Annotated in this window: 19 protein-coding genes; 8 read left to right on the top strand and 11 right to left on the bottom strand. The window is 75.5% G+C overall.

Going from position 1 to position 20,845, the window contains the following annotated elements:
- Positions 1-263: 263 nt before the first annotated feature.
- Positions 264-1,583, top strand: coding sequence for an NAD(P)/FAD-dependent oxidoreductase (locus FHR78_RS09895; RefSeq protein ID WP_166760325.1), 1,320 nt, complete (start codon positions 264-266; stop codon positions 1,581-1,583).
- 613 nt (positions 1,584-2,196) lie between these two features.
- Here the strand turns inward: FHR78_RS09895 and FHR78_RS09900 are convergent.
- A complete protein-coding gene (locus FHR78_RS09900; RefSeq protein WP_208393051.1) occupies positions 2,197-3,660 on the bottom strand; it encodes a DHA2 family efflux MFS transporter permease subunit in 1,464 nt (487 codons plus the stop codon).
- 113 nt (positions 3,661-3,773) lie between these two features.
- On the opposite strand from FHR78_RS09900, the gene FHR78_RS09905 reads away from it, so the two are divergent.
- Positions 3,774-4,337 (top strand): TetR family transcriptional regulator, encoded by a 564-nt coding sequence (locus FHR78_RS09905; RefSeq protein WP_166760326.1) that lies wholly within the window; start codon positions 3,774-3,776, stop codon positions 4,335-4,337.
- 130 nt (positions 4,338-4,467) lie between these two features.
- Here FHR78_RS09905 and FHR78_RS09910 read toward each other — a convergent pair whose 3' ends face one another.
- Positions 4,468-4,959: an FBP domain-containing protein gene (locus FHR78_RS09910; RefSeq protein WP_166760327.1), complete on the bottom strand. Its 492-nt coding sequence runs from the start codon at positions 4,957-4,959 to the stop codon at positions 4,468-4,470.
- Between the two features lie 487 nt (positions 4,960-5,446).
- Here FHR78_RS09910 and FHR78_RS09915 point away from each other — a divergent pair, with 487 nt between their 5' ends.
- On the top strand, positions 5,447-5,764 hold the full coding sequence (locus tag FHR78_RS09915; protein ID WP_166760328.1) for a hypothetical protein: 318 nt from the start codon (positions 5,447-5,449) through the stop codon (positions 5,762-5,764).
- A gap of 31 nt (positions 5,765-5,795) precedes the next feature.
- Here FHR78_RS09915 and FHR78_RS09920 read toward each other — a convergent pair whose 3' ends face one another.
- A complete protein-coding gene (locus FHR78_RS09920) occupies positions 5,796-6,134 on the bottom strand; it encodes a winged helix-turn-helix transcriptional regulator (protein WP_243862469.1) in 339 nt (112 codons plus the stop codon).
- 189 nt (positions 6,135-6,323) lie between these two features.
- On the opposite strand from FHR78_RS09920, the gene FHR78_RS09925 reads away from it, so the two are divergent.
- Positions 6,324-6,974: an NAD(P)-dependent oxidoreductase gene (locus FHR78_RS09925; RefSeq protein ID WP_166760330.1), complete on the top strand. Its 651-nt coding sequence runs from the start codon at positions 6,324-6,326 to the stop codon at positions 6,972-6,974.
- A 526-nt stretch (positions 6,975-7,500) separates the two neighbouring features.
- Here FHR78_RS09925 and FHR78_RS09930 read toward each other — a convergent pair.
- A complete protein-coding gene (locus FHR78_RS09930; RefSeq protein ID WP_166760331.1) occupies positions 7,501-8,376 on the bottom strand; it encodes an SDR family NAD(P)-dependent oxidoreductase in 876 nt (291 codons plus the stop codon).
- A gap of 294 nt (positions 8,377-8,670) precedes the next feature.
- Positions 8,671-9,189 carry a hypothetical protein gene (locus tag FHR78_RS09935; protein ID WP_166760332.1) on the bottom strand — a complete coding sequence of 173 codons (519 nt, stop codon included), beginning with the start codon at positions 9,187-9,189 and terminating at the stop codon, positions 8,671-8,673.
- A 66-nt stretch (positions 9,190-9,255) separates the two neighbouring features.
- Here FHR78_RS09935 and FHR78_RS09940 point away from each other — a divergent pair, with 66 nt between their 5' ends.
- Positions 9,256-10,230 carry an NAD-dependent epimerase/dehydratase family protein gene (locus tag FHR78_RS09940; RefSeq protein WP_166760333.1) on the top strand — a complete coding sequence of 325 codons (975 nt, stop codon included), beginning with the start codon at positions 9,256-9,258 and terminating at the stop codon, positions 10,228-10,230.
- 91 nt (positions 10,231-10,321) lie between these two features.
- The gene (locus FHR78_RS09945; RefSeq protein WP_166760334.1) at positions 10,322-10,987 is read left to right on the top strand and encodes an SDR family NAD(P)-dependent oxidoreductase; all 666 of its coding nucleotides are present in this window, start codon (positions 10,322-10,324) and stop codon (positions 10,985-10,987) included.
- Between the two features lie 123 nt (positions 10,988-11,110).
- Here the strand turns inward: FHR78_RS09945 and FHR78_RS09950 are convergent, their stop codons facing one another.
- A complete protein-coding gene (locus tag FHR78_RS09950) occupies positions 11,111-11,791 on the bottom strand; it encodes a histidine phosphatase family protein (RefSeq protein WP_347878136.1) in 681 nt (226 codons plus the stop codon).
- Between the two features lie 88 nt (positions 11,792-11,879).
- Between FHR78_RS09950 and chrA the strand changes: the two genes are divergently transcribed.
- Complete coding sequence (gene chrA / locus FHR78_RS09955; RefSeq protein ID WP_166760335.1) at positions 11,880-13,160, top strand: chromate efflux transporter; 1,281 nt, start codon at positions 11,880-11,882, stop codon at positions 13,158-13,160.
- A 188-nt stretch (positions 13,161-13,348) separates the two neighbouring features.
- Entirely contained in the window at positions 13,349-14,098 is a 750-nt protein-coding gene (locus FHR78_RS09960; RefSeq protein ID WP_166760336.1) for a UTRA domain-containing protein, read from the top strand.
- Positions 14,099-14,528: 430 nt separating this feature from the next.
- On the opposite strand, the gene FHR78_RS09965 is transcribed toward FHR78_RS09960, so the two are convergent.
- Genes FHR78_RS09965 through phnC form a run of 5 tightly spaced genes read right to left on the bottom strand, consistent with a single transcriptional unit; the run spans position 14,529 to position 20,719 of the window.
- Complete coding sequence (locus tag FHR78_RS09965; RefSeq protein WP_243862278.1) at positions 14,529-15,854, bottom strand: alcohol dehydrogenase catalytic domain-containing protein; 1,326 nt, start codon at positions 15,852-15,854, stop codon at positions 14,529-14,531.
- Positions 15,854-16,753 (bottom strand): phosphonatase-like hydrolase, encoded by a 900-nt coding sequence (locus FHR78_RS09970; protein WP_166760337.1) that lies wholly within the window; start codon positions 16,751-16,753, stop codon positions 15,854-15,856. Before FHR78_RS09970 ends, FHR78_RS09965 begins: the two co-directional genes overlap by 1 nt.
- Entirely contained in the window at positions 16,750-18,045 is a 1,296-nt protein-coding gene (locus FHR78_RS09975) for a TIGR03364 family FAD-dependent oxidoreductase (protein WP_166760338.1), read from the bottom strand. Before FHR78_RS09975 ends, FHR78_RS09970 begins: the two co-directional genes overlap by 4 nt.
- Positions 18,042-19,898 (bottom strand): PhnE/PtxC family ABC transporter permease, encoded by a 1,857-nt coding sequence (locus tag FHR78_RS09980; protein WP_166760339.1) that lies wholly within the window; start codon positions 19,896-19,898, stop codon positions 18,042-18,044. The genes FHR78_RS09975 and FHR78_RS09980 overlap by 4 nt, the downstream gene beginning before the upstream one ends.
- On the bottom strand, positions 19,895-20,719 hold the full coding sequence (phnC, locus tag FHR78_RS09985) for a phosphonate ABC transporter ATP-binding protein (RefSeq protein WP_166760340.1): 825 nt from the start codon (positions 20,717-20,719) through the stop codon (positions 19,895-19,897). The genes FHR78_RS09980 and phnC overlap by 4 nt, the downstream gene beginning before the upstream one ends.
- Between the last annotated feature and the right edge of the window lie 126 nt (positions 20,720-20,845).

Below are 20,845 nucleotides of genomic sequence, written 5' to 3' on the forward strand. Positions count from 1 at the left end.
CTGTCACGACGGTGCGCCCCCTCGGCCCTGCGTCAGCACGGGCCTGTCTGATCCGGTGAGGCAGACCTTACTCCGACCGCGCCGAGTCGGGCCGTCGTCGCGTGCGGGGGCAGTCCGCGACACCTGTTGCGCAGACTGCAAAGGGGGGTCCGAGGGGCCCTGGGAGGCGAGTACCCTGACACGGGCGGAGGAACCAGCCGCCTGCAGATCCGGGGTCATCGGCGACCTCCGCCACGAACCGAGCACCCCGCAGGAGCACCCCTATGTCCGACGACCGCACCACCGACGGCCGAGCCACCCGACCCCACGTCGTCGTCGTCGGCGGCGGCTTCGCGGGCATCGCCACGATGCGGGCCCTGAAGGACGCCGACGTCGACATCACCCTGGTCGACCGGCACGTCTACAACATGTTCCAGCCGCTCATGTACCAGGTCGCCACCGGAGGCCTCAACGCGGGCGACGTCACGTACTTCCTCCGCAGCCTGCGCTCGAAGCAGTCGAACGCCGACTTCCGCCACGGGCTGCTCACGACCGTCCGCGCCGACGAGCGCGTCATCACGCTGCGCGACGGCGAGGAGATCTCGTACGACGCCCTCGTGCTCGCCAACGGCGTCAACACCAGCTACTTCGGCACCAAGGGCGCCTACGAGTTCGCCTACTCGATGTACTCCCGTTCGCAGGCCCTGCGCATCCGCGACGAGCTGTTCACGCAGCTCGAGAACGCGGCCGCGTCGGTGGGCAGCGGCGAGGTGCGGGTCGTCATCGTCGGAGGCGGCTCGACCGGCGTCGAGATGGCCGGCGCGCTGGCCGAGCTGCGCGACCAGGCCCTGAAGGACGCGTACCCCGAGATCGACGCCTCCAGCATCACGATCACGCTCGTGCACCGCAGCGGCGAGTTGCTCAAGCCGTTCGCGCCGCGCCTCCGTCGCTACGCCGCGAAGGTGCTGCGCAAGCGCGGCGTCGACCTGCGCCTCGACACCGGCGTCGAAGAGGTGACGCCCGACGGCGTCCGCACCGCCTCGGGCGAGTTCATCCCCGCCGAGCTCGTCGTCTGGGCCACCGGCGTCGCCGCCCACGCCGAGGTCGCCGGCTGGGGCGTGCCGCAGACCCACGGCGGGCGCATCCAGGTCAACGACGACCTCACGGTCAAGGGGCTCGACCGCATCTTCGCCGCCGGCGACATCGCGGCCACCGACGAGGCGCTCGCCCAGCTGGCGCAGCCGGCCATCCAGGGCGGCGAGCACATCGGCGAGCAGATCCAGCGGATGCTCGCGGGCAAGCCCCTCAAGCCGTTCGAGTACCACGACAAGGGCACGATGGCGACGGTCGGCACGAACGCCGCCGTGGTGCAGCTGCCCAACGGCTTCACGATGACAGGGCCGGTCGCCTGGCTGCTCTGGGTCTTCGTGCACATCACGAGCCTGCTCGGCAACGGCAACCGCCTGTCGACGCTGACCCACTTCTTCGTCCGCTACATGTGGGCGCTGCGCAAGCGCGCCATCCCCATCGTCGGCGACGTGCGCCCGGTCCGCCCCAACGGCGACCGCGCCCCCGAGAAGTGGCAGACCGAGAAGGCCGAGTAGCCCCCTCGAGGAGGCGCGGCGTCCGCCGAGCGCGCCCCGCACCTCCTGCGCGCCCCCGCGTGCCGAGCCGCACCTCCTGCGCGTTCCCGCACCGCACCTCCCGCGCGCCGCCTGCGCGCCCCCGCGTGCCGAGCCGCGCCTCCCACGCGCCCCGCACCGCGCCTCCTGTGCTCCCCCGACACCGCCGAGTGAACGGAACACCGCCGCAATGGGCGGTGTCCGGTCCACTCGGCGGTGTCGGACGCAGAGAACCCCGTTCCGTTCAAAGAACCACGAAGGAACGTGGTTCTCCGAACGGAACGGGGTTCGGTGCCACGGCCAGCGCGGCAGCCGCACCCAGCCGCACGTCCCGCGCTCCCTGCGCGCCCCCGCGCTCCCTGCGCGCCCCCGCGTGCCGAGCCGCGCCTCCCACGCGCCCCGCGCCGCACCTCCTCGCTCCCCCGACACCGCCGAGTGAACGAAACACCGCCGCAGTGGGCGGTGTTCCGTTCACTCGGCGGTGTCCGGCGCAGAGAACCCCGTTCCGTTCACCGAACCACGAAGGAACGGGGTTCTCCGAACGGAACGGGGTTCTCCGAACGGAACGGGGTTCGGTGCGCAGCCGGCGCGCGGCTCAGCCCATGTGCACGACGGGGCCGCTGGGCAGCAGGTCCTCCTTGCGGCCGCGGATCATCGTGAACGAGATCGCCGCCGCGATCAGCGTCGCGACGCCCGCCGCGACGAACGCGGCCGAGTACCCGTCGACGAGCGCGCCGAGCTGCCCCGCGCTGCTGCCGGCCACGGCCGACGCGTAGAGGTTCGTGTACACGGCGAGCCCGACCGAGCCGCCGATCTGCATCATCGCGTTCGAGGTGGCGCTGGCGGCGCCGGCCTCGTGCGGGGCGACCCCGGCGAGCGCCAGGTTCTGCATCGGCACGAAGACGCCGGCGAGGCCGACGCCCATGACGAGCAACGGAGGCAGCACGTGCGTCGCGTAGGACCCGTCGGCCGTGATGCCCGAGAGCCAGAACAGCCCGGCGGCGGCGACGAGCGGCCCGACGACCATGAGCACGCGCGGTCCGATCACGGGCAGGAGCTTGGTGAGGATCGGCGCCATCACCATGATGACGAGCGTCATCGGCAGGGTCGCGAGCCCGGCCTCGAGCGGGCCGAAGCCGAGCACGATCTGCAGGTGGAACGTGAGGTAGAGCAGGGCGCCGATCATGACGCTGCCCACGATGAGCTGCACGAGGAACGCCCCGCCGCGCACCCGGTTCGTCAGCACGCCGAGGGGCAGGAGGGGGTGGTCGCTGCGCTTCTGGACGAGGACGAACAGGGCGAGCAGTCCCGCACCGAGCGCGATGAAGCCGATGACGACCGCGGAGCCCCAGCCGTCCTCGGCCTGGGTGAAGCCGTAGACGAGCGACGCGAGGCCCAGCGCGACGACGACGGTGCCGACCACGTCGAGGCGGTTGTCGCCCTCGGCCTTGCTCTCGCGCACGACGAGCGCCGCCGCGACGATGGCCACGACGACGATCGGCACGTTGACGAGCAGGCACCAGCGCCAGCTGACGAACTCGGTGAGCACGCCGCCGAGCACGAGGCCGACCGCCGCCCCGGCGCCCGAGATGGCGCCGAAGACGGCGAAGGCGGTGTTGCGCTCGCGTCCGCGCGAGAAGGTCGTGGTGAGCACGGCCAGGGCGGCCGGGGCGAGCAGCGCGGCGAAGACGCCCTGCAGGGCGCGGGCCGCGACGAGCAGCTCGCCGGTGGAGACGAGCCCGCCGAAGGCCGAGGCCGCTCCGAAGCCGACCATGCCGACGATGAAGGTGCGCTTGCGGCCCCAGAAGTCGGCGATGCGGCCGCCGAGCAACAGGAGCGCGCCGAAGGCGAGGGCGTACGCGGTGACGACCCACTGGCGGTTCTCGTCCGACAGGCCGAGCTCGGCCTGCGCCTGCGGCAGGGCGATGTTGACGATGGTGCCGTCGAGAACGACGACGAGCTGGGCGAGGCCGACGATGACGAGCACCCACCAGCGGCGGGACGACGGGGTGGCGGTCTGGTGCGACCCGGTGGCGGGTCGCGCTTCTGAGGTGGTCACTGTTCTCCTGGATCTGCGGTGCCGCACGACGGGCGGCCGTCGTGGACGGATCGATACTACCTACTAGTTGGTTGGGTCGTAAGGGGCGGCTCGAGAGTGGCTATCGTGAGGGCATGGCCTACGACGCGGACGAGACGCGCCGCCGCATCCTCGCGGCGGCCACGGCCGAGTTCGCCGAGCACGGCCTCGCCGGCGCGCGCGTCGACCGCATCGCCGCCGCGGCCGCCTGCAGCAAGGAGCGCCTCTACGCCCACGTCGGCGACAAGGAGTCCCTGTTCACCGCCGTGCTCAACGACTCCTTCGCGCAGCTCGGCGAGGCGGCCTCGACCGACTTCGCCACGGTCGAGGACTTCGCCGTCGCCGTCTTCGACCACCTCGTCGAGAACCCCGCGAACCAGCGACTGCTGTCGTGGGCCCGCCTCGAGCAGCGGCACGACTGGGCGTCGTCGTTCGGGGTCCTCGAGAGCGTGCGCACCACCTCCGTGGGTCACCTGGAGCGGCTCGTCGCGGGCGACGGGACGCCCCCGTGGTCGGCCGACGACCTCTTCGCCCTCGTGCTGGCCATCGCGTCGGCGTGGATGCAGCTGCCGGGCCTGCCCGACGACCAGCCGCGGACGGCCGACGTCGATGCCCAGCGCGCGATCGTGCGCGTGGCCGTGGGGCGCCTCCTCGGCTGACCCCGGGTCTGGCCCGGACCTGGGCCCGAGCCGGGCCCGAGCCCGTCGAGTGGTCAGCACCGGCGCCTCACGGCAGCCCGGACGACCGCACCCGACGACTCGACACCTACGAGCAAGCCCGGCCGGCCCGTCAGCGCCCGTCGAGCACCGTCCGGGCGAAGCCGGCGGCCCGCTCGCGCAGGCTGAGCACCCGCTGCTCGACGGCTGCGGCGACGTCGAACCCGAGGTACGCGGGCGGCGGCGGGCGGTGCGCGTTCACGCTGCACTGGAAGGCCGCGCAGACGAGCGTGCCGACGGTGTCGCCGTTGCGTCCGGCGGCGCCGGCCCGCTTCGCGCTCAAGAACGCGACCGGCGCGGGCAGCGTCACGTCCTGGCAGAGGCTGCACTGGGCACGGGCGCGGGGGGTCGCCTCGGCCTGGCGCAGCACCACGCCGACGGGCTCGCCGTCGACGGGCACCACGACGTAGGCGCGGCGGGGCAGCTTGGGGTCGCGCCAGCCGAGGAACTCGAGCGAGTCCCAGGCGAGCACGTCGAGGTCGGGAGGGAGGGGCAGGTCGCCGAGCTCCTTGCGCGAGGCGTTCACGAAGGAGGCGCGGAGGGCGGAGGCGGTCAGGGGCAGCATCAGGGGTTCACCGTTCGGCAGGGTCGCTCGGGTGCGGTGCCGCGCGCCGGGGGCTGTGAGCCGGGGCCGGGGCCGGGCCGGCCGGGGTCGAGTGGTCGCGGACGGTGCTCCGCGCCGGGCGGGAGGACCGATCGTGACCGCTCGACGCACGACGGACCGGCCGGGGCCGGCCTCGAGCCGAGGAGGCGCGCACACGACGGCGCACACGAGCAGTGATCAGAGGGGGAGGGAGAGGAAGAGGAGTCGACGGTGCGACTACCTGCCGCCGGCGGAGAGTCCGCCGACGACCTCCTGACGCCCCGAGGGCTGCGCGACTGCGGTGATGATCACGCCTCGACCCTACGACCCGTGCGCGGCTGCGTCCACCCCCTGGCCCGCGGCAGGGGCCGCCGGGCCGACGCACCGCTGGCCCACCGCAGCGACAGGTCTCGGGGTCCCGTCGAGAGGCCCTTCCGGCCCGGCGCGTCCGGCTGCCAGGATGACCGACATGCTGCTCTCGACGGTCCGGTTCCCCGCCTCCTACGACCTCGTCTGGAGCCTCGCCCTCGGCGTGGTCGCGCTCGGGTTCGTCGCGGTCGTGGTGCTCGTGGTGGTGAACGTCGTCCGCGCCCGGCGGAACGGCCTCAGTCCGGTGACCTCGCAGGTCGACCTCGCGGCCCGGCTCCTGCAGTCACGGGCGCTGCGACCCGATCGCTCGCTCGACGAGCGGCTCGCCGAGCTCGATGATCTCGCCGCGCGCGGCGTCATCAGCACGGAGGAGCACCGCGAGGCCCGTGCCGACGTGCTCCGCGGCGAGCACAGCTAGCGACCGGCCCGACCGCCGGCCCGTCCTGGCCTCAGCCCTGCGCGTCCGCCCCCGCGCCCACCCGCTCGTCGTACTCGGCCCAGGCGCCCGAGACCTGCCCGAAGTGCGCGATCGACCATTCTTCGAGGGCGCGCAGGGGGCCTCGGAGGGTCTCGCCCGCCTCCGTCAGCTCGTACACGACGCGCGGCGGCACCTCGGCGAAGACGGTGCGCGTCACGAGCCCGTCGCGCTCGAGCCCGCGGAGCGTCTGCGTCAGCATCTTCTGCGAGATGCCCTCGACGCGTCGGCGGACGTCCGAGAAGCGCAGCGGCCCGTCGCCGAGGGCGCCGACGACGAGCACGGTCCAGCGGTCGCCGATGCGGTCGAGCAGGCGGCGCGACGGGCACCCGGCCGCGTACGGGTCGAGGGCGGGAGGCGCACCGAGGTCGGCGGCCGGGTCGACCGCAGGAGGCGCGGTGTCGGACACGGGGGCGGTGACGGTTACCAAGAAGTGCCTACTTCCCATCGGAGAGCAATGGACCTAGCGTAGCTGCCGACCACCACGGACAGAAGGAGCACCATGACCCGCATCACCGTCGTCGGAGGGACCGGCTACGCCGGCAGCGCGATCGTCGCCGAGGCCGCGCGCCGCGGCCACGAGGTCGTCTCGGTCAGCCGCAACGCACCCGCCGAGGAGGCGCGCGTCGAGGGCGTGCGCTACGAGACCGGCTCGCTCGTCGACGCCGACACCCGTGCGCGTGCCGTCGCCGACGCCGAGGTCGTCGTGTCGAGCCTGTCGCCGCGCGGCGAGCTCGACGGACGCATCGTCGAGGTCGACCGCGAGCTCGCCGCCCTGGCCGAGCAGCACGGCGCCCGCTTCGTCGTCGTCGGCGGCTACAGCTCGCTGCGCCTCGAGGAGGGCGGGCCGCGCCAGGCCGAGACCGGGCAGCTGCCGCCGGAGTTCGCCTCCGAGGCACTGCAGATGAACGAGGTGCTGGGCGGGCTGCTCGCCAGCTCGGACGAGCTCGACTTCACGTTCGTCTCGCCGGCGCTGCAGTTCGGCTCGTACGCGCCGGGCGAGGCGCTCGGCCGCTACCGCGTCGGCGGCGAGGTCGCCTTCACCGACGACGCCGGGGTCTCCGCCGTCAGCGGCGCCGACTTCGCCACGGCGATCGTCGACGAGATCGAGACGCCGGCGCACCGCCGCGAGCACATCTCGGTCGCGTACTAGGCGGAGCCGCCCTGCGGACGCAGGGTGCCGAGGAGGCGCGGGTCGGGAACTCCTGGCCCGCGCCTCCTGCGTCCGGTCGCGCGACGACGGCTCGTGCCCGGCGCCGCCGCGCGCTCGCGCTCCCGCTCGTGCCCGTGCGGCTGCCCGTGCTCGTGCTCGAGCTCAAGCTCGTGCTCGAGGTCGGCCTCTCATGATTCAGGAACCCGCGGGCCCGATCTCCTGGATCGTGCACCGTTCAGGAACCTCGTTCCCCCCGCCGCACAGACTCAGGACGCGCGTTCCTGAGTGAGGGAGCTGGCGTGGGAGCCGACCCGCGCCTCCTCGCGTCCGCGCGTCCTCGCGTCCTCGCGTCCTCGCGTCCTCGCGTCCGATGCTCGGCTCGACGCGGCTCGGGGTTCTCTCATGATTCAGGAACTCGCGGGCCCGAGTTCCTGAACCGTGCACCGTTCAGGAACCTCGTTCCCCCCGCCGCGCGGACTCAGGACGCGCGTTCCTGAATGAGGGAGGGGCCGGGCAGGGAGCCGGGTCAGGCGAGGGGGTCGGCGGGGATGCCGAGCAGGTCGGCGCTGCGCTCCCACAGGCCGCGCATCAGGTCGCGGTCGCCGGCCTGCGCCGCGACACGGCCGGGCGCACGCAGCCGGTCGAAGTAGTTGCCGCTCGGGGCCGGCACCGACGGCGCGGCCGCGAGGCGCACGAGGGGCTCGGCGCCCTGCTCGGTCGACACGGCGGCGCGCTTGGCGAAGGCCATCACCGGTCCGTCGCCGCCGAAGCCCGATGCCACGAAGCCCGGGTGGAACGCGAACGCGTCGACGCCGGTGCTGCCGAGCCGGCGGGCGAGCTCACGCGTGAAGAGGATGTTCAACAGCTTCGACGTGCCGTAGGCGCGGAAGCCGCCGAGCCAGCGCTGCTCGTCGCCGTCGAGGTCGTCGAGGTCGACGTGGCCGAACAGGTTGCCGGCGCTCGAGGTCTGGACGACGCGGACGGTGCCCGCGGCCAGGTCGGCGGCGGTCTCGACCATGCGCGGCAGCAGCAGCGACGTGAGCAGGAACGGCGCCAGGTGGTTGCCCTGGAACGTCAGCTCGAACCCGTCGGAGGTGCGCTGGCGCTCCGAGATCGTGGCGCCGGCGTTGTTGGCGAGCACGTGGATGCGGGGCAGGTCGGCCAGCAGCTGGTCGGCCAGCGAGCGGACCGACGACAGGTCGGCGAAGTCCGCGAGGTAGGCGGTGCCGCCCACCTCGTCGGCGACGGCGCGGGTGCGGTCCGGGTTCCGGCCGACGACGGCGACGGTCGCGCCGAGCTCGGAGAGGGCACGGGCGGCCTCCCGGCCGATCCCGGAGCTCGCTCCGGTGACGACGACCGCTCGGTCGTCGAGGCGGCCAGGGGCAGGGAGGGTGACGGACATGCCCTGAACGGTAGACCGTCTCCGCCTGGGGGCGTCGTGCACGACGGTCGACGGGGACGCGCATCCGGACGGGCGGCCCCCGCGCGGCGTAGCGTCCACCGTGTCGAAGGCGTCTTCACGTGCGTCTTCACCGGCTGGTGTTGCTCTGCAGCCCTGCCCGTGAAGCTCTCTGCGGACAACATCGGCCAGGGCGCGGCCGCCTGCGCGGCGGCCGTGCCCGCCTCATGACTCGCGGTCTCACCATCCGCGTCGCGCCTCCACCGCCGCCGCGCTCTCACCATCCGCCCGGCGCCCTCACCGCCGCGGCGCCCTGCCCGGGCGGAACGTCTCGCCCGACAACGGCGCGTACGCGACCCACTGGCCGCCGCCCTCGGCGAGAGCCGCGCTCGTGCGGGCGTGCTCGGCCCGGGCCTCGTCGGCCCACGCCCGGAACCGCGCCGACGCGCGCGGCTGCATCGGCCCCTGCTCGGAGGCGACCAGCTCGCGCCGGAGCGCCCCGTCCGGCCCGCGGGGCTCGTCGACCGCGTCGACCTGGACGACGAACGGCCGCCCGAGGGCGTCGGCGACGCGCCCCGCCAGGGCGAGGCCGCGGCGCCGGTGCTCGATCTCGGGCTCGTCGGCCACCCACCGGTGGTCGTCGCGGTCGCGGGACGAGTACCAGTCGGCGTCCCAGCGCCGGAGGTCGGCGGTGAGGTCGTCGTCGAAGCCCATCTCGCCCCAGTCGCGCGGACCCTCGAACCAGACGGGCGACGAGGCGTGGCCGACGAAGAGGCGCACGACGGTGGTGGCGGTGTCGGGGGGCTCGGCGTCCATGCGGCGAGGGTAGACGAGGCGTCCGACACCGTGCCGACCCGCGCCCGACCTGCCAGGCTGGCCCACATGCGCAAGGTGCTGGTGCTCGGCGGGACGGGGTGGCTCGGCCACGAGATCGCACGACAGGCGGTGGCGGACGGGGCCGACGTCACCTGCCTCGCCCGGGGCAGCGCAGGAGGCGCCCCCGACGGAGCAGCGCTGGTCCGGTCCGACCGCACCCTCCCCGGCGCCTACGACGAGGTGGACCGCGACTGGGACGAGGTCGTCGAGCTCGCGACCGACCCCGACCTGGTCGAGGGCGCGCTCGACGCCCTCGCCGCCCGCGCGCGGCACTGGACCTCGATCTCGTCCGTCTCCGTGCACGCCCGGGACGACGAGCCGGGCGCCGACGAGTCCGCCGAGCTCGTCGCCGTCGGCGAGCGCCCCGACCCCGGCGACTACGCCCAGCAGAAGGCGTGGGCAGAACGCACCTCCTCCGCCCGGCTGGGCGACCGCCTCCTCGTGGTGCGTCCGTCGCTGATCGTCGGGCCGGGAGACCCGAGCGACCGCTTCGGCTGGTGGCCGTCGCGGCTGGCGCGCGGCGGACGCGTGCTGGTGCCGACGACCGAGGGCCGCTGGGCGCAGCTGATCGACGTGGGCGACCTCGCGGCGTTCGTGGTCCGGGCGGGGCGGGAGCGCCTCCTCGGGGTCGTCACCGCGGCGGGCGAGCCGCTGCCGCTCGCCGACGTGATCGAGGAGGCGCGGGTCGCCGCCGGCACCGCGGCCGAGCTCGTGCCGGTCGACGACGCCTGGCTGGTCGACCACGACGTGCACTGGTGGGCGGGCCCGCGGTCGCTGCCGTTGTGGCTGCCGCACGAGGCGTCCGGGTTCGCCCGGCGCGACACGGCGGCGTTCCGCGCCGCGGGCGGCACGACGCGGCCCCTCGCCGAGACGACGGCCCGGGTGCTCGCCGACGAGCGCGCCCGCGGGCTCGACCGCCCGCGGCGGGCCGGCCTCGACGCCGACGACGAGGCGGCGCTGCTGCGCGAGCTCGGCCGCTGACCCGACGGCCTGCGCCGGCCGGCCGCCCCTGAGGCTCGACGTTCGCTGGCAGGGCGGGTCGCGCCTCCTCGGCCGTCCGTAGGGTCGGGGCATGACCACACTCGCCATCATCGGCGCCGGCCAGGGCCTCGGCCTCGCCGTCGCCCGCCGTTTCGCCCGGGAGGGCCTCAGCATCGCGCTCATCGCCCGCGACCAGGGACGCGTCGACCAGCTCGCCGCCCAGCTCGTCGACGAGGGGTTCACCGCCGCGGGCTTCACCGCCGACGTGCGCGACCGTCCGTCGCTCGTCGCCGCGCTCGAGCAGGCCGCGTCGCGCCTCGGCCCGATCGAGGTGCTGCAGTACAGCCCGCTGCCCGCCAAGGAGTTCATGCGCCCCGTGCTCGAGACGGTCGCCGACGACCTCGTCGGACCGGTCGAGTTCTCGATCTACGGCCCGGCGACGGCCGCGCACCAGGTCATCCCGGGCATGCGCAGCCTCGGCGGCGGCACCCTGCTCTTCGTCAACGGCTCGAGCGCGGTCCGTGCCCGCGACGGCGTGACCGGCACCGCCGTCGCGTTCGCGGGCGAGAGCGCCTACGCCGAGCTGCTGCACGGTGCGCTGGCGGACGAGGGGATCCACGTCGGCCAGCTCATCATCCCGCTCGGCATCGGGGGCGGCGACCCTGCCCACGAGCCCGAGGTGCTCGCGGACACGCTGTGGAGGATGCACGCCGAGAAGGGCGAGTTCCGCGTCTACGCGGCGCCGCTGCCCGACTGAGCGCCGGCTGCTGCAGCCCCCCGCGCACCCCGCGCACTCCCCGAACCCCGAAGTGGACGATGAACCCCGAAACGACGGGGTGCATCGTCCACTTCGGGGTGCGGGGCTGGCGCCGCGGGGCGCTCAGCCCTCGCCGAGTGCCTCGCCGGTCGGGTCGTTCGGGGCGGCGACGCCGACGGGCGCGCCCTGCCAGCTCACGACCGTCCAGCCGGCCACGGGCGACCCCGTCACCTCGATGACCCCGGTGTTCTCCATCTCGGTGCTCGTCGTGAAGGCCGGGTCGACGTTGAGCGCGCGGCCGCCGAGCCAGACGCGGGTCGCGGCGCCGTGACCCACGACCACCACGGCGGAGTCGTCGTCGTGCAGCGCCACGACGTCCGCGATCGCCGCGTCGAAGCGGGCGAAGAACGCGTGCCCGTCGGGAGCGCCGGGGGCGGATGCGGTGAGGTCTCCCCCTGCCCAGGCGACCAGGGGCTGCACGTAGCCGCGGAGCGCCTCCTCGTCCGTCCTGTCCTCGAGGTCGCCGGCCTCGATCTCGTGCAGGTCGTCGCGCACGACGACCTCGAGCCCGAGGCGCGCGGCGAGCGGCGCCGCGGTCTGCTGCGCCCGCACGAGCGTCGAGGCGTAGACGGCGTCGATCCGCTCGTCGCCGAGAGAGGCGGCGAGCGCCTCGGCCTGCTCGCGACCGAGGTCGGTGAGGTCGGGCCCGGGGGCCGCGCTGCTCACGGCCCCCGCGGCGTTCGCGGTGCTCTGGCCGTGTCGGACGAGGTAGATGCGCACGTCGTCCAGTGTTCCACGGGCCACGGCCGCCGCCCTGCCCGTCACCCGACCGTCACCGGGCGTCCACCTCGCCGCACGCCGCCGCGGCCGCCGACCGGCCACCATGGACGGGATGGACACGACGCACGACGCCCCGGACGACGCCCCGCAGGAGGCGCCCCCTCGTCGCGGCACCGCGGCCGAGGTGCTGCGCGCGTTCGCCGTGCTCGGGGTCACGTCGTTCGGCGGGCCGGTGGCGCACCTCGGCTGGTTCCGCGCGGAGCTGGTGCAGCGGCGCCGCTGGCTCGACGACGCCGACTACGGCGACCTCGTCGTGCTCGGGCAGTTCCTGCCCGGTCCGGCGTCGAGCCAGGTCGGCCTCGGCCTCGGGCTGCTGCGCGCCGGGCCGCTCGGCGCCCTCGCCGCGTTCGTCGCCTTCACGCTGCCGTCGGCCCTGCTGATGTTCGCGGTCGCCTCCGGGGCGGGCCTCCTCGACGGTCCGGTCGGGGGCGCGGTCGTGTCCGGCCTCACGATCGGGGCGGTGGCGATCGTCGCGCACGCCGTGGCGGGGATGGCGCGGTCGCTCGCGCCCGACCGGGTCCGCGCGTCCGTGGCCGTGGTCGCCGCCGTGCTCGCGCTCGCGCTGCCGGGCTCGGCCGGCCAGCTCGCGGCGATCGCCCTCGGCGTGCTGGCCGGGCTGTGGCTGTGCCGGGGCGACGCGACCGTGCCGGGGGCCGGGGCCGGTGCGCCCGGCGGGACCGACGCCTCCTCGGCTCGCTGGGCGGCCGCGGTGCCTCGCCGCGCGGCCGTCGCCTGCCTCGTCGCGTTCGCCGCGCTGCTCGTCGGCCTGCCGGTGCTCGCCCGGGCGACCGGCTCCGAGACGGTCGCGCTGGTCGACGTCCTCTACCGCTCCGGAGCCCTCGTGCTCGGCGGCGGCCACGTTGTCCTGCCGCTGCTGCAGGCCGGTCTCGTCGACCCCGGCTGGGTCACCGAGGAGGCGTTCCTCACGGGGTACGCAGCGGCCCAGGCGGTGCCCGGTCCCCTCTTCACGCTCGCCACCTACCTCGGCGCCGTGACGACGCTCGGCCCCGGAGGCGCACTCGGCGCCCTGCTCGCGACGCTGGCGGTGTTCGCGCCGGGGCTGCTGCTCGTCGTCGGGGTGCTGCCGTTCTGGGCGGCGGTGCGCGACCGGGCCTGGCTGCGCGGCGTGATGCGCGGCGCGGGCGCGGCCGTCGTGGGGCTGCTCGCCGCGGCCCTGTTCGACCCGGTGGCGACCACGGCGATCACGTCGACCGGGGCGTTCTGCCTCGCGCTCGTCTGCTTCGTGCTGCTGACGGCGTGGCGGACGCCGCCGTGGGGCGTGGTGCTCGTCGCGGCGGGCGGCGGGCTCGTGCTGGCGGGGGTCGGCGGGTGAGGCGGCTCGGCGGCGGCGGGGCGGCGGAGGCGGAGGCGGGGCGGCGGGTGAGGCGGGGGCGGCGGCTGGGCGGCGGAGGCGGAGGCGATCCTGCCGGACGAGCGGGGGGCAGGCCGCCGCAGGCTCCGCCGCTGGGTTCGACCCCCCGTCGGCACCGGCGCGTCACCGCCCCTCGCTAGGATCCGACCGTGGCCACCACCCTCTACGAGCAGATCGCCGACGACCTGCGTCGTCGCATCCTCAGCGGCGAGCTGGCGGTCGGCGACGACGTGCCCAGCGAGGGCGAGCTGGCCGAGCAGTGGCGTACCTCGCGTGGGCCGATCCGCAACGCGCTGGCGGCGCTGCGCAGCGAGGGCCTCGTCGAGACCCGGCGCGGTCGCCCGGCCCGGGTCGTCGCCCGCAAGGCGCACCATCCGGTCGACGTCTCGATCCCCTTCACGAAGTGGGTGCGCGACGTCGGCGGCGAGCCGGGAGCCCGCACCCAGGAGGTGTCGCTCCGCCGCGCCGACGACGAGAAGGCCGCGGCCCTCGGCATCGCGCCGGGCGACCTGGTGGTCGACGTCGTGCGGCTGAGGCTCGTCGACGGTCGGCCGACCATGCTCGAGCGCCTCACCTTCATCGAGGAGGTCGGCCGCGTCCTCTTCGACGTCGACCTCGACACGGTGTCGATCACCGAGTACCTCGATTCCCGCGGGTTCGCGTACGACGACGTCGACCACGAGATCGACGCGGTCGCCGCCGACGACCTCGACGCGGAGCTGCTCGACGTCGAGGTCGGCACGCCGATCCTGCGCCTGCACCGCGTGACGCGCGGGCGTGACGGCCGCACGTTCGAGGCGTCCGACGACCGCTACCGCAGCGACATCGTCCGCTTCACCGTGGCCGCGTCGGGCCGCGCCCGCGAGGGCGGCCACTTCATCCGAGCGATCGGGGCCTGACCCGAGGAGGCGCCGCCCGCCTCCCCCGCACCGGTGTCCGGCGCACAAAACCACGTTCCGTTCGGAGAACCACGAAGGAACGTGGTTCTCTGAACGGAACGGGGTTCGGCGCCACGGCGGCGCAGCAGCCGGTGCGCAGCCGCTCGTCCTGCGCGCCCCCGCGTGCCCGGCCGCACGTCCCGCGCGCCGCACCTTCTCCGCTCCCCCTGACACCGCCGAGTGAACGAAACACCGCCGCAGTGGGCGGTGTTCGGTTCACTCGGCGGTGTTCGGGCGGGAGGCGCGGATCGGCGCGAGCGGCGGCGCGGGCGGCGCGCGCGGCGCGGGCGGCGCGGGCGGCGGGAGCGGACAGAGGCGCGGGGCGGCGCGGGCCGGCGAGCCTGCGAGCGGGCCGGCGGGCGGCCCGGGCGGCCCGCCGCCCGGGCGCCGCTCAGGCGGGGCGCACCCCCACGCGCACCGAACCGCCCGCCGCGGCCGCCGCGATGCCCGCGTCGAGCTCGGCCAGCGCGACGACCTCGCCGACGAGCTCGGCCAGCGGCCAGGCCGTGTGCCGCTCCTCGACGAAGCGCGCGGCGGCGACCAGGTGCCGCGGCGCGTAGTTGTGCACGCCCCGGACGGTGACGAGCCTCCGCACGACGCTCTCCGCGTCGAACGGCACCGCCGGCGCGGGGAACACGCTGCCCACGAGCACGGCGACTCCGCCGGTCCCGAGCAGGGCCATCGCGGAGGCGACGGCCGCGGACGATCCGGAGGCCTCCACGGCCACGAGGGGGGCGCCTCCTGCGGCGCGGAGCGCGTGCTCCACGCTGTCGTCCGAGCCGGGCGCGGCCGCGGGGCACGCGGTCGCCACGGCCCCGAAGCGGGCGGCGAGCGCGCGTCGCGAGGCGTCGGGGTCGACGACGACGACCCGGGCTCCGGAGTCGCTCGCCATCGCCGCCACGGTGAGCCCGATCAGGCCGGCGCCGAGCACGAGCACGACGGCTCCCTCGAGGTCGGTGATCTGCGCGGCCGCGTCGAGCGCCGCCCGGGCCGTCGCGGTGCCGCAAGACACGGGGGCGAGCAACGCGGCGTCGAGGTCGTCGGCGACCGGGACGACCGCCGTGCCGGCCCGCACGTGCACGTGCGTGGCGAAGCCGCCGCTCAGCTCCCACCCGGTGACAAGCCGCTCGTGCCCGTACTTGAGCACGGACTCGCACTTCTGCGGCAGCCCGCGCCGGCAGGTCGCGCAGCGACCGCAGCTGACGGTCAGCGACCAGACGACCCGCTGGCCCGGCACGAGCGGCGAGCCGTCGACGGCCGCCGCCCCGGAGCCGACGGCCACCACGCGGCCGACCTGCTCGTGGCCGAGCACGAGCGGCGCCGGGGCGCTGCGGTCGCCCCGTGTCGTGTGCACGTCCGAGCCGCAGATCGTCGTCAGCTCGAGCGCGACGAGCACGTCGCCGGGGGCGAGCACCACCGTCGGCACGGCGACGGCCTCGTGCCGGCGGCCGGGCTCGGTCCAGACCATCGCGGTCGGCGACGGGTCGAGGCGCAGCTCGACGGGGGCCGCGGCGGCGGAGGCGGACGCGGCGCCCCCGGGCTCCGCCGGGTCCGACACGGGAGCCGAGGAGGCGCGGCGTCCGCGACGCGGGACGGGACCGGCACCCGAGGCAGGCCGTCCCGACGAGCCGGGTCGCACCTCCTCGTCGCGGGCCTGTGGCTCGGCGGTGCCGGTGCCCGCGTCGACGTGCCGGGCTCGGAGCGCTCGGGGCCGCATCAGGCGACCGACAACGCGGTCGACTCCGCCGCCGAGCCAGACCCCGCGGCCCCAGAGCCGGTGCCCGCAGAACCGCCCGCGACACCGGCCCCCGCACCCGCACCCCCGAGCACCCCCGCGACCTGCGGCAGCCCCACGAGCTCGGCGACCCCGTCGAGCACGACGTCGGCTCCGGCGGCGAGCAGCTGGTCGCGGCCGTGCGCGCCCGTGGTCACGCCGACGACGAGCCCGGCGCCGGCCGAGCGGCCGGAGAGCACGTCGCTCACGGTGTCGCCGACGACGACGACCGACGCGACCGACGAGGCGCCCGTGCGCAGCAGCGCCGTGAGCACGAGGTCGGGGGCCGGTCGACCGCGGCCCGCGTCGACGGGCGAGAGCGCCGCGTCGACCTGCCAGCCGAGCGAGTCGAGCAGGCGGTCGCGCGTGGCGGGGGCGAAGCCGGTCGTCAGCACGACCGCGACGCCCGAGGCGCGGAGGGCCTCGATCAGCTCACCCGCTCCCGCGATCGGCTCGACGCCGAGCTCGTCGGCGAGCTCGCCGTACGCGACCTCGAACTGCTCGTTCGCGCGCTGCGCCAGCGCCTCGTCGCCGCCGGTCAGGTGACGGAACACCTCGATCTTCGACTGCCCCATCGTGTCGCGGACGTGCTGCAGCGCCTCGTCGCGGGTCAGCGTGGGGCCGAGGTCGACGCGGTCGGCGGTGCGGGCGAAGGCCTGCTCGACGACGCCGTCGTCGACGACGGTCGTGCCGGCCATGTCGAGCACGACGAGCTCGACCCGGGCCGAGGAGGCGGCGGCCGCGGAGCCCGAGGAGGCGCCGGCCCCCGAGGCGACGGGCCCTGAGGCGACGGCCCCCGAGGCAGAGGAGGAGGACGGGCGGGCGGTGGTGTCGGTGCTCATGGGCGGCTTCCTGTCAGGAGGGAGGAGGGTCGGGAGGCGGCGAGCGCGGCGTCGCGCCCGCCGTCGAGGTGGCTGCCGACGACGTGCTCGGCGAGCCCGAGGCCGGTGGTCATGCCGATCCCGGTGGCGACGACGGTGACGAGCACCCCGGGCTCGACCTCGTCGACGACGAACTCGTCTCGGCCGGAGGCGTAGACGCCCTGCCAGCGCTCGGCCACGACGGGCTCGGCGCCGAACAGCGCGCGGAACTCGTCGAGGAACGCGACGGAGGCGCGCTCGTCCTGGAACGGCGAGATCGCCGCGCCCGTGACGTGGCTGTCGCCGACGACGACCGAGCCATCCGGCAGCTGCGTGTACATCTGGTTGAGGTCGAGCGCGGCGAGGTCGGGCCGCTCGGCGTGCAGGCGGCTCCGCACGTCGTCGGCCGCGGCCGTGCCGGCGAAGGCGCTGTAGCGGATCAGCGACCAGCCGGTCAGCAGGGGCGCGACGAGCGGTCGGGCGAGCTCGGCCCGCACGCGCAGCATGTCGAGCCCGCAGCGCTGCAGCTCGCTGCGCTCGGCGAGGTCGGGCAGCAGCTGGTCGAGGTCGTGGTTGGTCGCGACGACGACCGTGCCGGCGTCGACCGGCCCCCGGCTCGTTTCGACGCGCCCGCTGCGGACCGACCCCGCGGAGGTGCGGGTCAGGAAGCGCACCCCTCGCGACTCGAGGTGCCTGCGGATCGCGTCCGCCGCCTTCCGCGGGTCGACCTGCAGGTCGTACGGCAGCAGGGCGCCGCCGAGCGTCGTGCCGGGCGCCACCGGGGCGAGGGCGCGGAGGGCGCGCTCGTCGAGGGGCTCGATCTCGGGGCGGTCGCCGAGCACGTGCTCGGTGCGCGCGGCGGCGAGCTCGTCGAGCAGCGCGAGCTCGTCGTCGTGCCGCGCGGCCACGAGGGTGCCGCGCTCGGAGACCCAGAACCCGGCGTCGCGGGCGAGCCGCAGCCACAGCGCACGGGCGGCGATCGCGTGCCGGCGGGCCTCGCCGCTCTGCGGGGTGAGGCAGAGGTGGCCGAAGTTGCGGACCGTCGAGCCGCCGATCGCGGCCGACCGGTCGACGACCAGCACCGACAGGCCCCGGTCGGCGGCGGCGAGCGCCGCGCCGAGCCCGACGATGCCCGAGCCGACGACGACCACGTCGTGCGGCTCCGCGGCCGCGGACCGCGCCGCCGAGGGACGCGCCTCCGCCGGTCGCGCCGCCGCGGGTCGCGCGCCCGTAGGCAGCACGGCCGCCCCGCCCCCCGCGTCGACCGCCGTCATCGCAGCACCTTCCGCATCCACATCGCGAGGCCCTCGACCGCGAGCACGGTGACGAGGATCATCAGCACGATCGCCGTGACGGCGCCGTAGTTCGAGCCCTGGCTCGCGTTGAGCAGGTAGTAGCCGACGCCCCCGGCGCCGACGATGCCGAGCAGGGTCGCCGCCCGGATGTTCGTGTCGAGCATGTAGAAGGCGTGGCCGACGAGCGCGCGGGTGCCCTGGGGCAGGGTCGCGCCGGCGTAGACCTGCAGGCGGGTGGCGCCGGTGGCGGCGAGCGCGCGCTCGGGGCCGGGCGACACCTCCTCGAACGAGTCGGCGAGCAGCTTGCCGAGCAGGCCGACGCCGCCGAGGGCGAGGGCGAGGGTGCCGGCCTGGGTGCCGAGCCCGGTGACGACGATCAGCACGATGGCGAGGATCACCTCCGGCACCCCGCGGATGCCGACGAGCAGCAGCCGCATGCCGCTGCGGACCCCGCGGCTGGGCGCGACGTTGCGGGCGGCGAGCGAGCCGACGACGACCGAGGCGACGAGCGTGAGCAGCGTCGCGGCGAGGGCGATCGCGACGGTCTCGCCCATCGCGGCGACCATGGTCGAGGTCTCGTAGCTGCCGAACGACGGCGGCCAGAACTGCACGGCGACGGCGGGCACCCGGCTCCACACGCTGACGAGGTCGGCCCAGGCGACGTCGCAGACGACGACGCTCGCGACGACGACGGCCGCGGCGAGCGCGCCCCAGGTCGTGTTCCGCACGCGGGCGCGGTCCCACGGGCGGCGCAGCATCGCGTCGACGGTGACGGGAGCGGAGGCCGGGGCGGTGCGGGAGGCGGCGGGTGCAGACGGAGCGGAGGCAGCAGGAGCGGGGGGCGAGGAGGCGCGGGTCGCGTCCTGCGCACCCGTCGCCCCGGCAGGTGCCCGGCCGGCCGTCTCGGGGACGTCGGCGGCCTTCGATCCGGCTGCGCGCCTCCTCGTGGCCCGGCGCACCACGCGGTCGCCGAGGCCGCGGCCGGTGGGCGCGACGCCGAGCATGGCGGCGCGGACCGAGCTCGAGACGATCTCCATGACGACGCAGAGCACGAAGATGACGACCGCGTAGCCGAGCCCCAGGCCGTAGTCGAGCGACTTGAACGCGAACGACATCTCCCGGCCGAGGCCGACCACGCCGACGTACCCGAGCACCACGCTGCCGCGCAGGTTGATGTCGTTGCGGTGCAGCACCGTGGCGACCCACGACGGCAGCACCTGGGGCAGCACCCCGGCGGCGAACTGCTGCACGCGGGTGCCGCCCGCGGCGCGGACCGCCGTGCGCGGCCCCTCGTCGATCTGCTCGATCGCGTCGGCGAACAGCTTCGAGATCATGCCGACGGAGTGCAGGCCGATCGCGAGGATGCCCGGCAGGGTGCCGAGCGAGAAGAGCAGCACGAACACCATCGCGAGCACGACGTCGGGCACGGCGCGGGCGAGCACCGTGACGAAGCGGGCGGCGGCGCGCCAGCCGGCGCCGGGCGTCGTGTTCGAGGCGGCGAGCACGGCGACGGGCACCGACAGCACGGCCGCGAGCAGCGTGCCGCAGATCACGAGGCCGAGGGTGAGGGCCGTGAGCTGCAGCAGCTCGCCCGCCGGCGGGAACTCGACCGCGCCGACCCGGCCGACGAAGCGCTCGGCGTTCGACCAGCTCTGCAGCATCCGGGCCGGGTCGATCCCGACGCTGCGGAGGGCCACGACGCTGGCGACCAGCAGGGCGACGAGGGTGAGGCCGGCCGCGACGCGCTCGGGCGAGACCCTGTGACGAGGAGGCGCGGCGACCGGCGCGAGGGGAGCCTCGGTCGTCCGCGGGCGCTCGGCCACGACGGTCATCGGGCCACGTCCCCGGCGAGCTCGAGCTCGATGGCGGCCAGCTGGTCGGTGCTGGTCGCGACGCGGCCGTAGATCTCCATGACCTGGGCCTTCGACAGGCCCTCGGTCTCGGTGTCGAGCACGACGGCGCCGTGGCGCAGCCCGACGATGCGGTCGGCCCACGAGAGCGCGAGGTCGACCTGGTGCAGGCTGCAGATGACGGTGAGGCCCTCGTCGACCGCGATCTCGCGGATCAGCGCCATCACCTGGTCGCTCGACTCGGGGTCGAGCGACGCGACGGGCTCGTCGGCGAGCAGCACCTGGGGGCGCTGCATGAGGGCCCGCGCGATGGCGACGCGCTGCTGCTGGCCGCCCGAGAGGGTGTCGGCGCGCTGGTAGGCGCGCTCGAGCAGGCCGACGCGCTCGAGCCGGGCGAGGCCCTCGGCGCGGGCGGCACGTCCGTACGACCAGAGGCCGAGCCGGGGTCCGCGCACGGCGGCGAGGGAGCCGGTCAGCACGTTCTCGAGCACCGTCAGCGAGGGCACGAGCTCGAACTGCTGGAAGATGAAGCCGACCTCGCTGCGCAGCTCGCGCAGGGCGCGGCCCGAGAGGCCGGTGACCTCGCGGCCGAGCACCGTCACCCGGCCGTCGGTCGGCCGCTCGAGGCCGTCGACGTGGCGCAGCAGCGTCGACTTGCCCGAGCCCGAGAGGCCCAGCAGCACGACGACCTCGCCGCGGCGGACGCTCAGCGACGCGTCGTCGAGGGCCACGGTCGTGCCGAAGCGCTTGGTGATGCCCTCGAGCGAGACGACGGTCTCGGCGGGGTCGGTCTGCGGTGTCATGGGGTCTCCGGTCGGGACGGGGCGAGGCGGGTGTTCGAGGAGGTGCGGTGCGCGGAGGCGCGCGAGGTGCGGTGCGCGGGAGGCGCGGTGACGGGACGACCGTCACCGCGCCTCCTTCAGGCTCGG

Source organism: Frigoribacterium faeni (assembly GCF_011761235.1).
GTDB lineage: Bacteria > Actinomycetota > Actinomycetes > Actinomycetales > Microbacteriaceae > Frigoribacterium > Frigoribacterium faeni_A.

Coding starts and splice junctions, on each gene's coding strand:
- chrA (WP_166760335.1), top strand. CDS start 11,880: ATGGACACGACGCACGACGCCCCGGACGACGCCCCGCAGGAGGCGCCC.
- FHR78_RS09980 (WP_166760339.1), bottom strand. CDS start 19,898: ATGACCGTCGTGGCCGAGCGCCCGCGGACGACCGAGGCTCCCCTCGCG.
- phnC (WP_166760340.1), bottom strand. CDS start 20,719: ATGACACCGCAGACCGACCCCGCCGAGACCGTCGTCTCGCTCGAGGGC.
- FHR78_RS09975 (WP_166760338.1), bottom strand. CDS start 18,045: ATGACGGCGGTCGACGCGGGGGGCGGGGCGGCCGTGCTGCCTACGGGC.
- FHR78_RS09930 (WP_166760331.1), bottom strand. CDS start 8,376: ATGTCCGTCACCCTCCCTGCCCCTGGCCGCCTCGACGACCGAGCGGTC.
- FHR78_RS09970 (WP_166760337.1), bottom strand. CDS start 16,753: ATGAGCACCGACACCACCGCCCGCCCGTCCTCCTCCTCTGCCTCGGGG.
- FHR78_RS09940 (WP_166760333.1), top strand. CDS start 9,256: ATGCGCAAGGTGCTGGTGCTCGGCGGGACGGGGTGGCTCGGCCACGAG.
- FHR78_RS09895 (WP_166760325.1), top strand. CDS start 264: ATGTCCGACGACCGCACCACCGACGGCCGAGCCACCCGACCCCACGTC.
- FHR78_RS09915 (WP_166760328.1), top strand. CDS start 5,447: ATGCTGCTCTCGACGGTCCGGTTCCCCGCCTCCTACGACCTCGTCTGG.
- FHR78_RS09905 (WP_166760326.1), top strand. CDS start 3,774: ATGGCCTACGACGCGGACGAGACGCGCCGCCGCATCCTCGCGGCGGCC.
- FHR78_RS09965 (WP_243862278.1), bottom strand. CDS start 15,854: ATGCGGCCCCGAGCGCTCCGAGCCCGGCACGTCGACGCGGGCACCGGC.
- FHR78_RS09910 (WP_166760327.1), bottom strand. CDS start 4,959: ATGCTGCCCCTGACCGCCTCCGCCCTCCGCGCCTCCTTCGTGAACGCC.
- FHR78_RS09945 (WP_166760334.1), top strand. CDS start 10,322: ATGACCACACTCGCCATCATCGGCGCCGGCCAGGGCCTCGGCCTCGCC.
- FHR78_RS09935 (WP_166760332.1), bottom strand. CDS start 9,189: ATGGACGCCGAGCCCCCCGACACCGCCACCACCGTCGTGCGCCTCTTC.
- FHR78_RS09925 (WP_166760330.1), top strand. CDS start 6,324: ATGACCCGCATCACCGTCGTCGGAGGGACCGGCTACGCCGGCAGCGCG.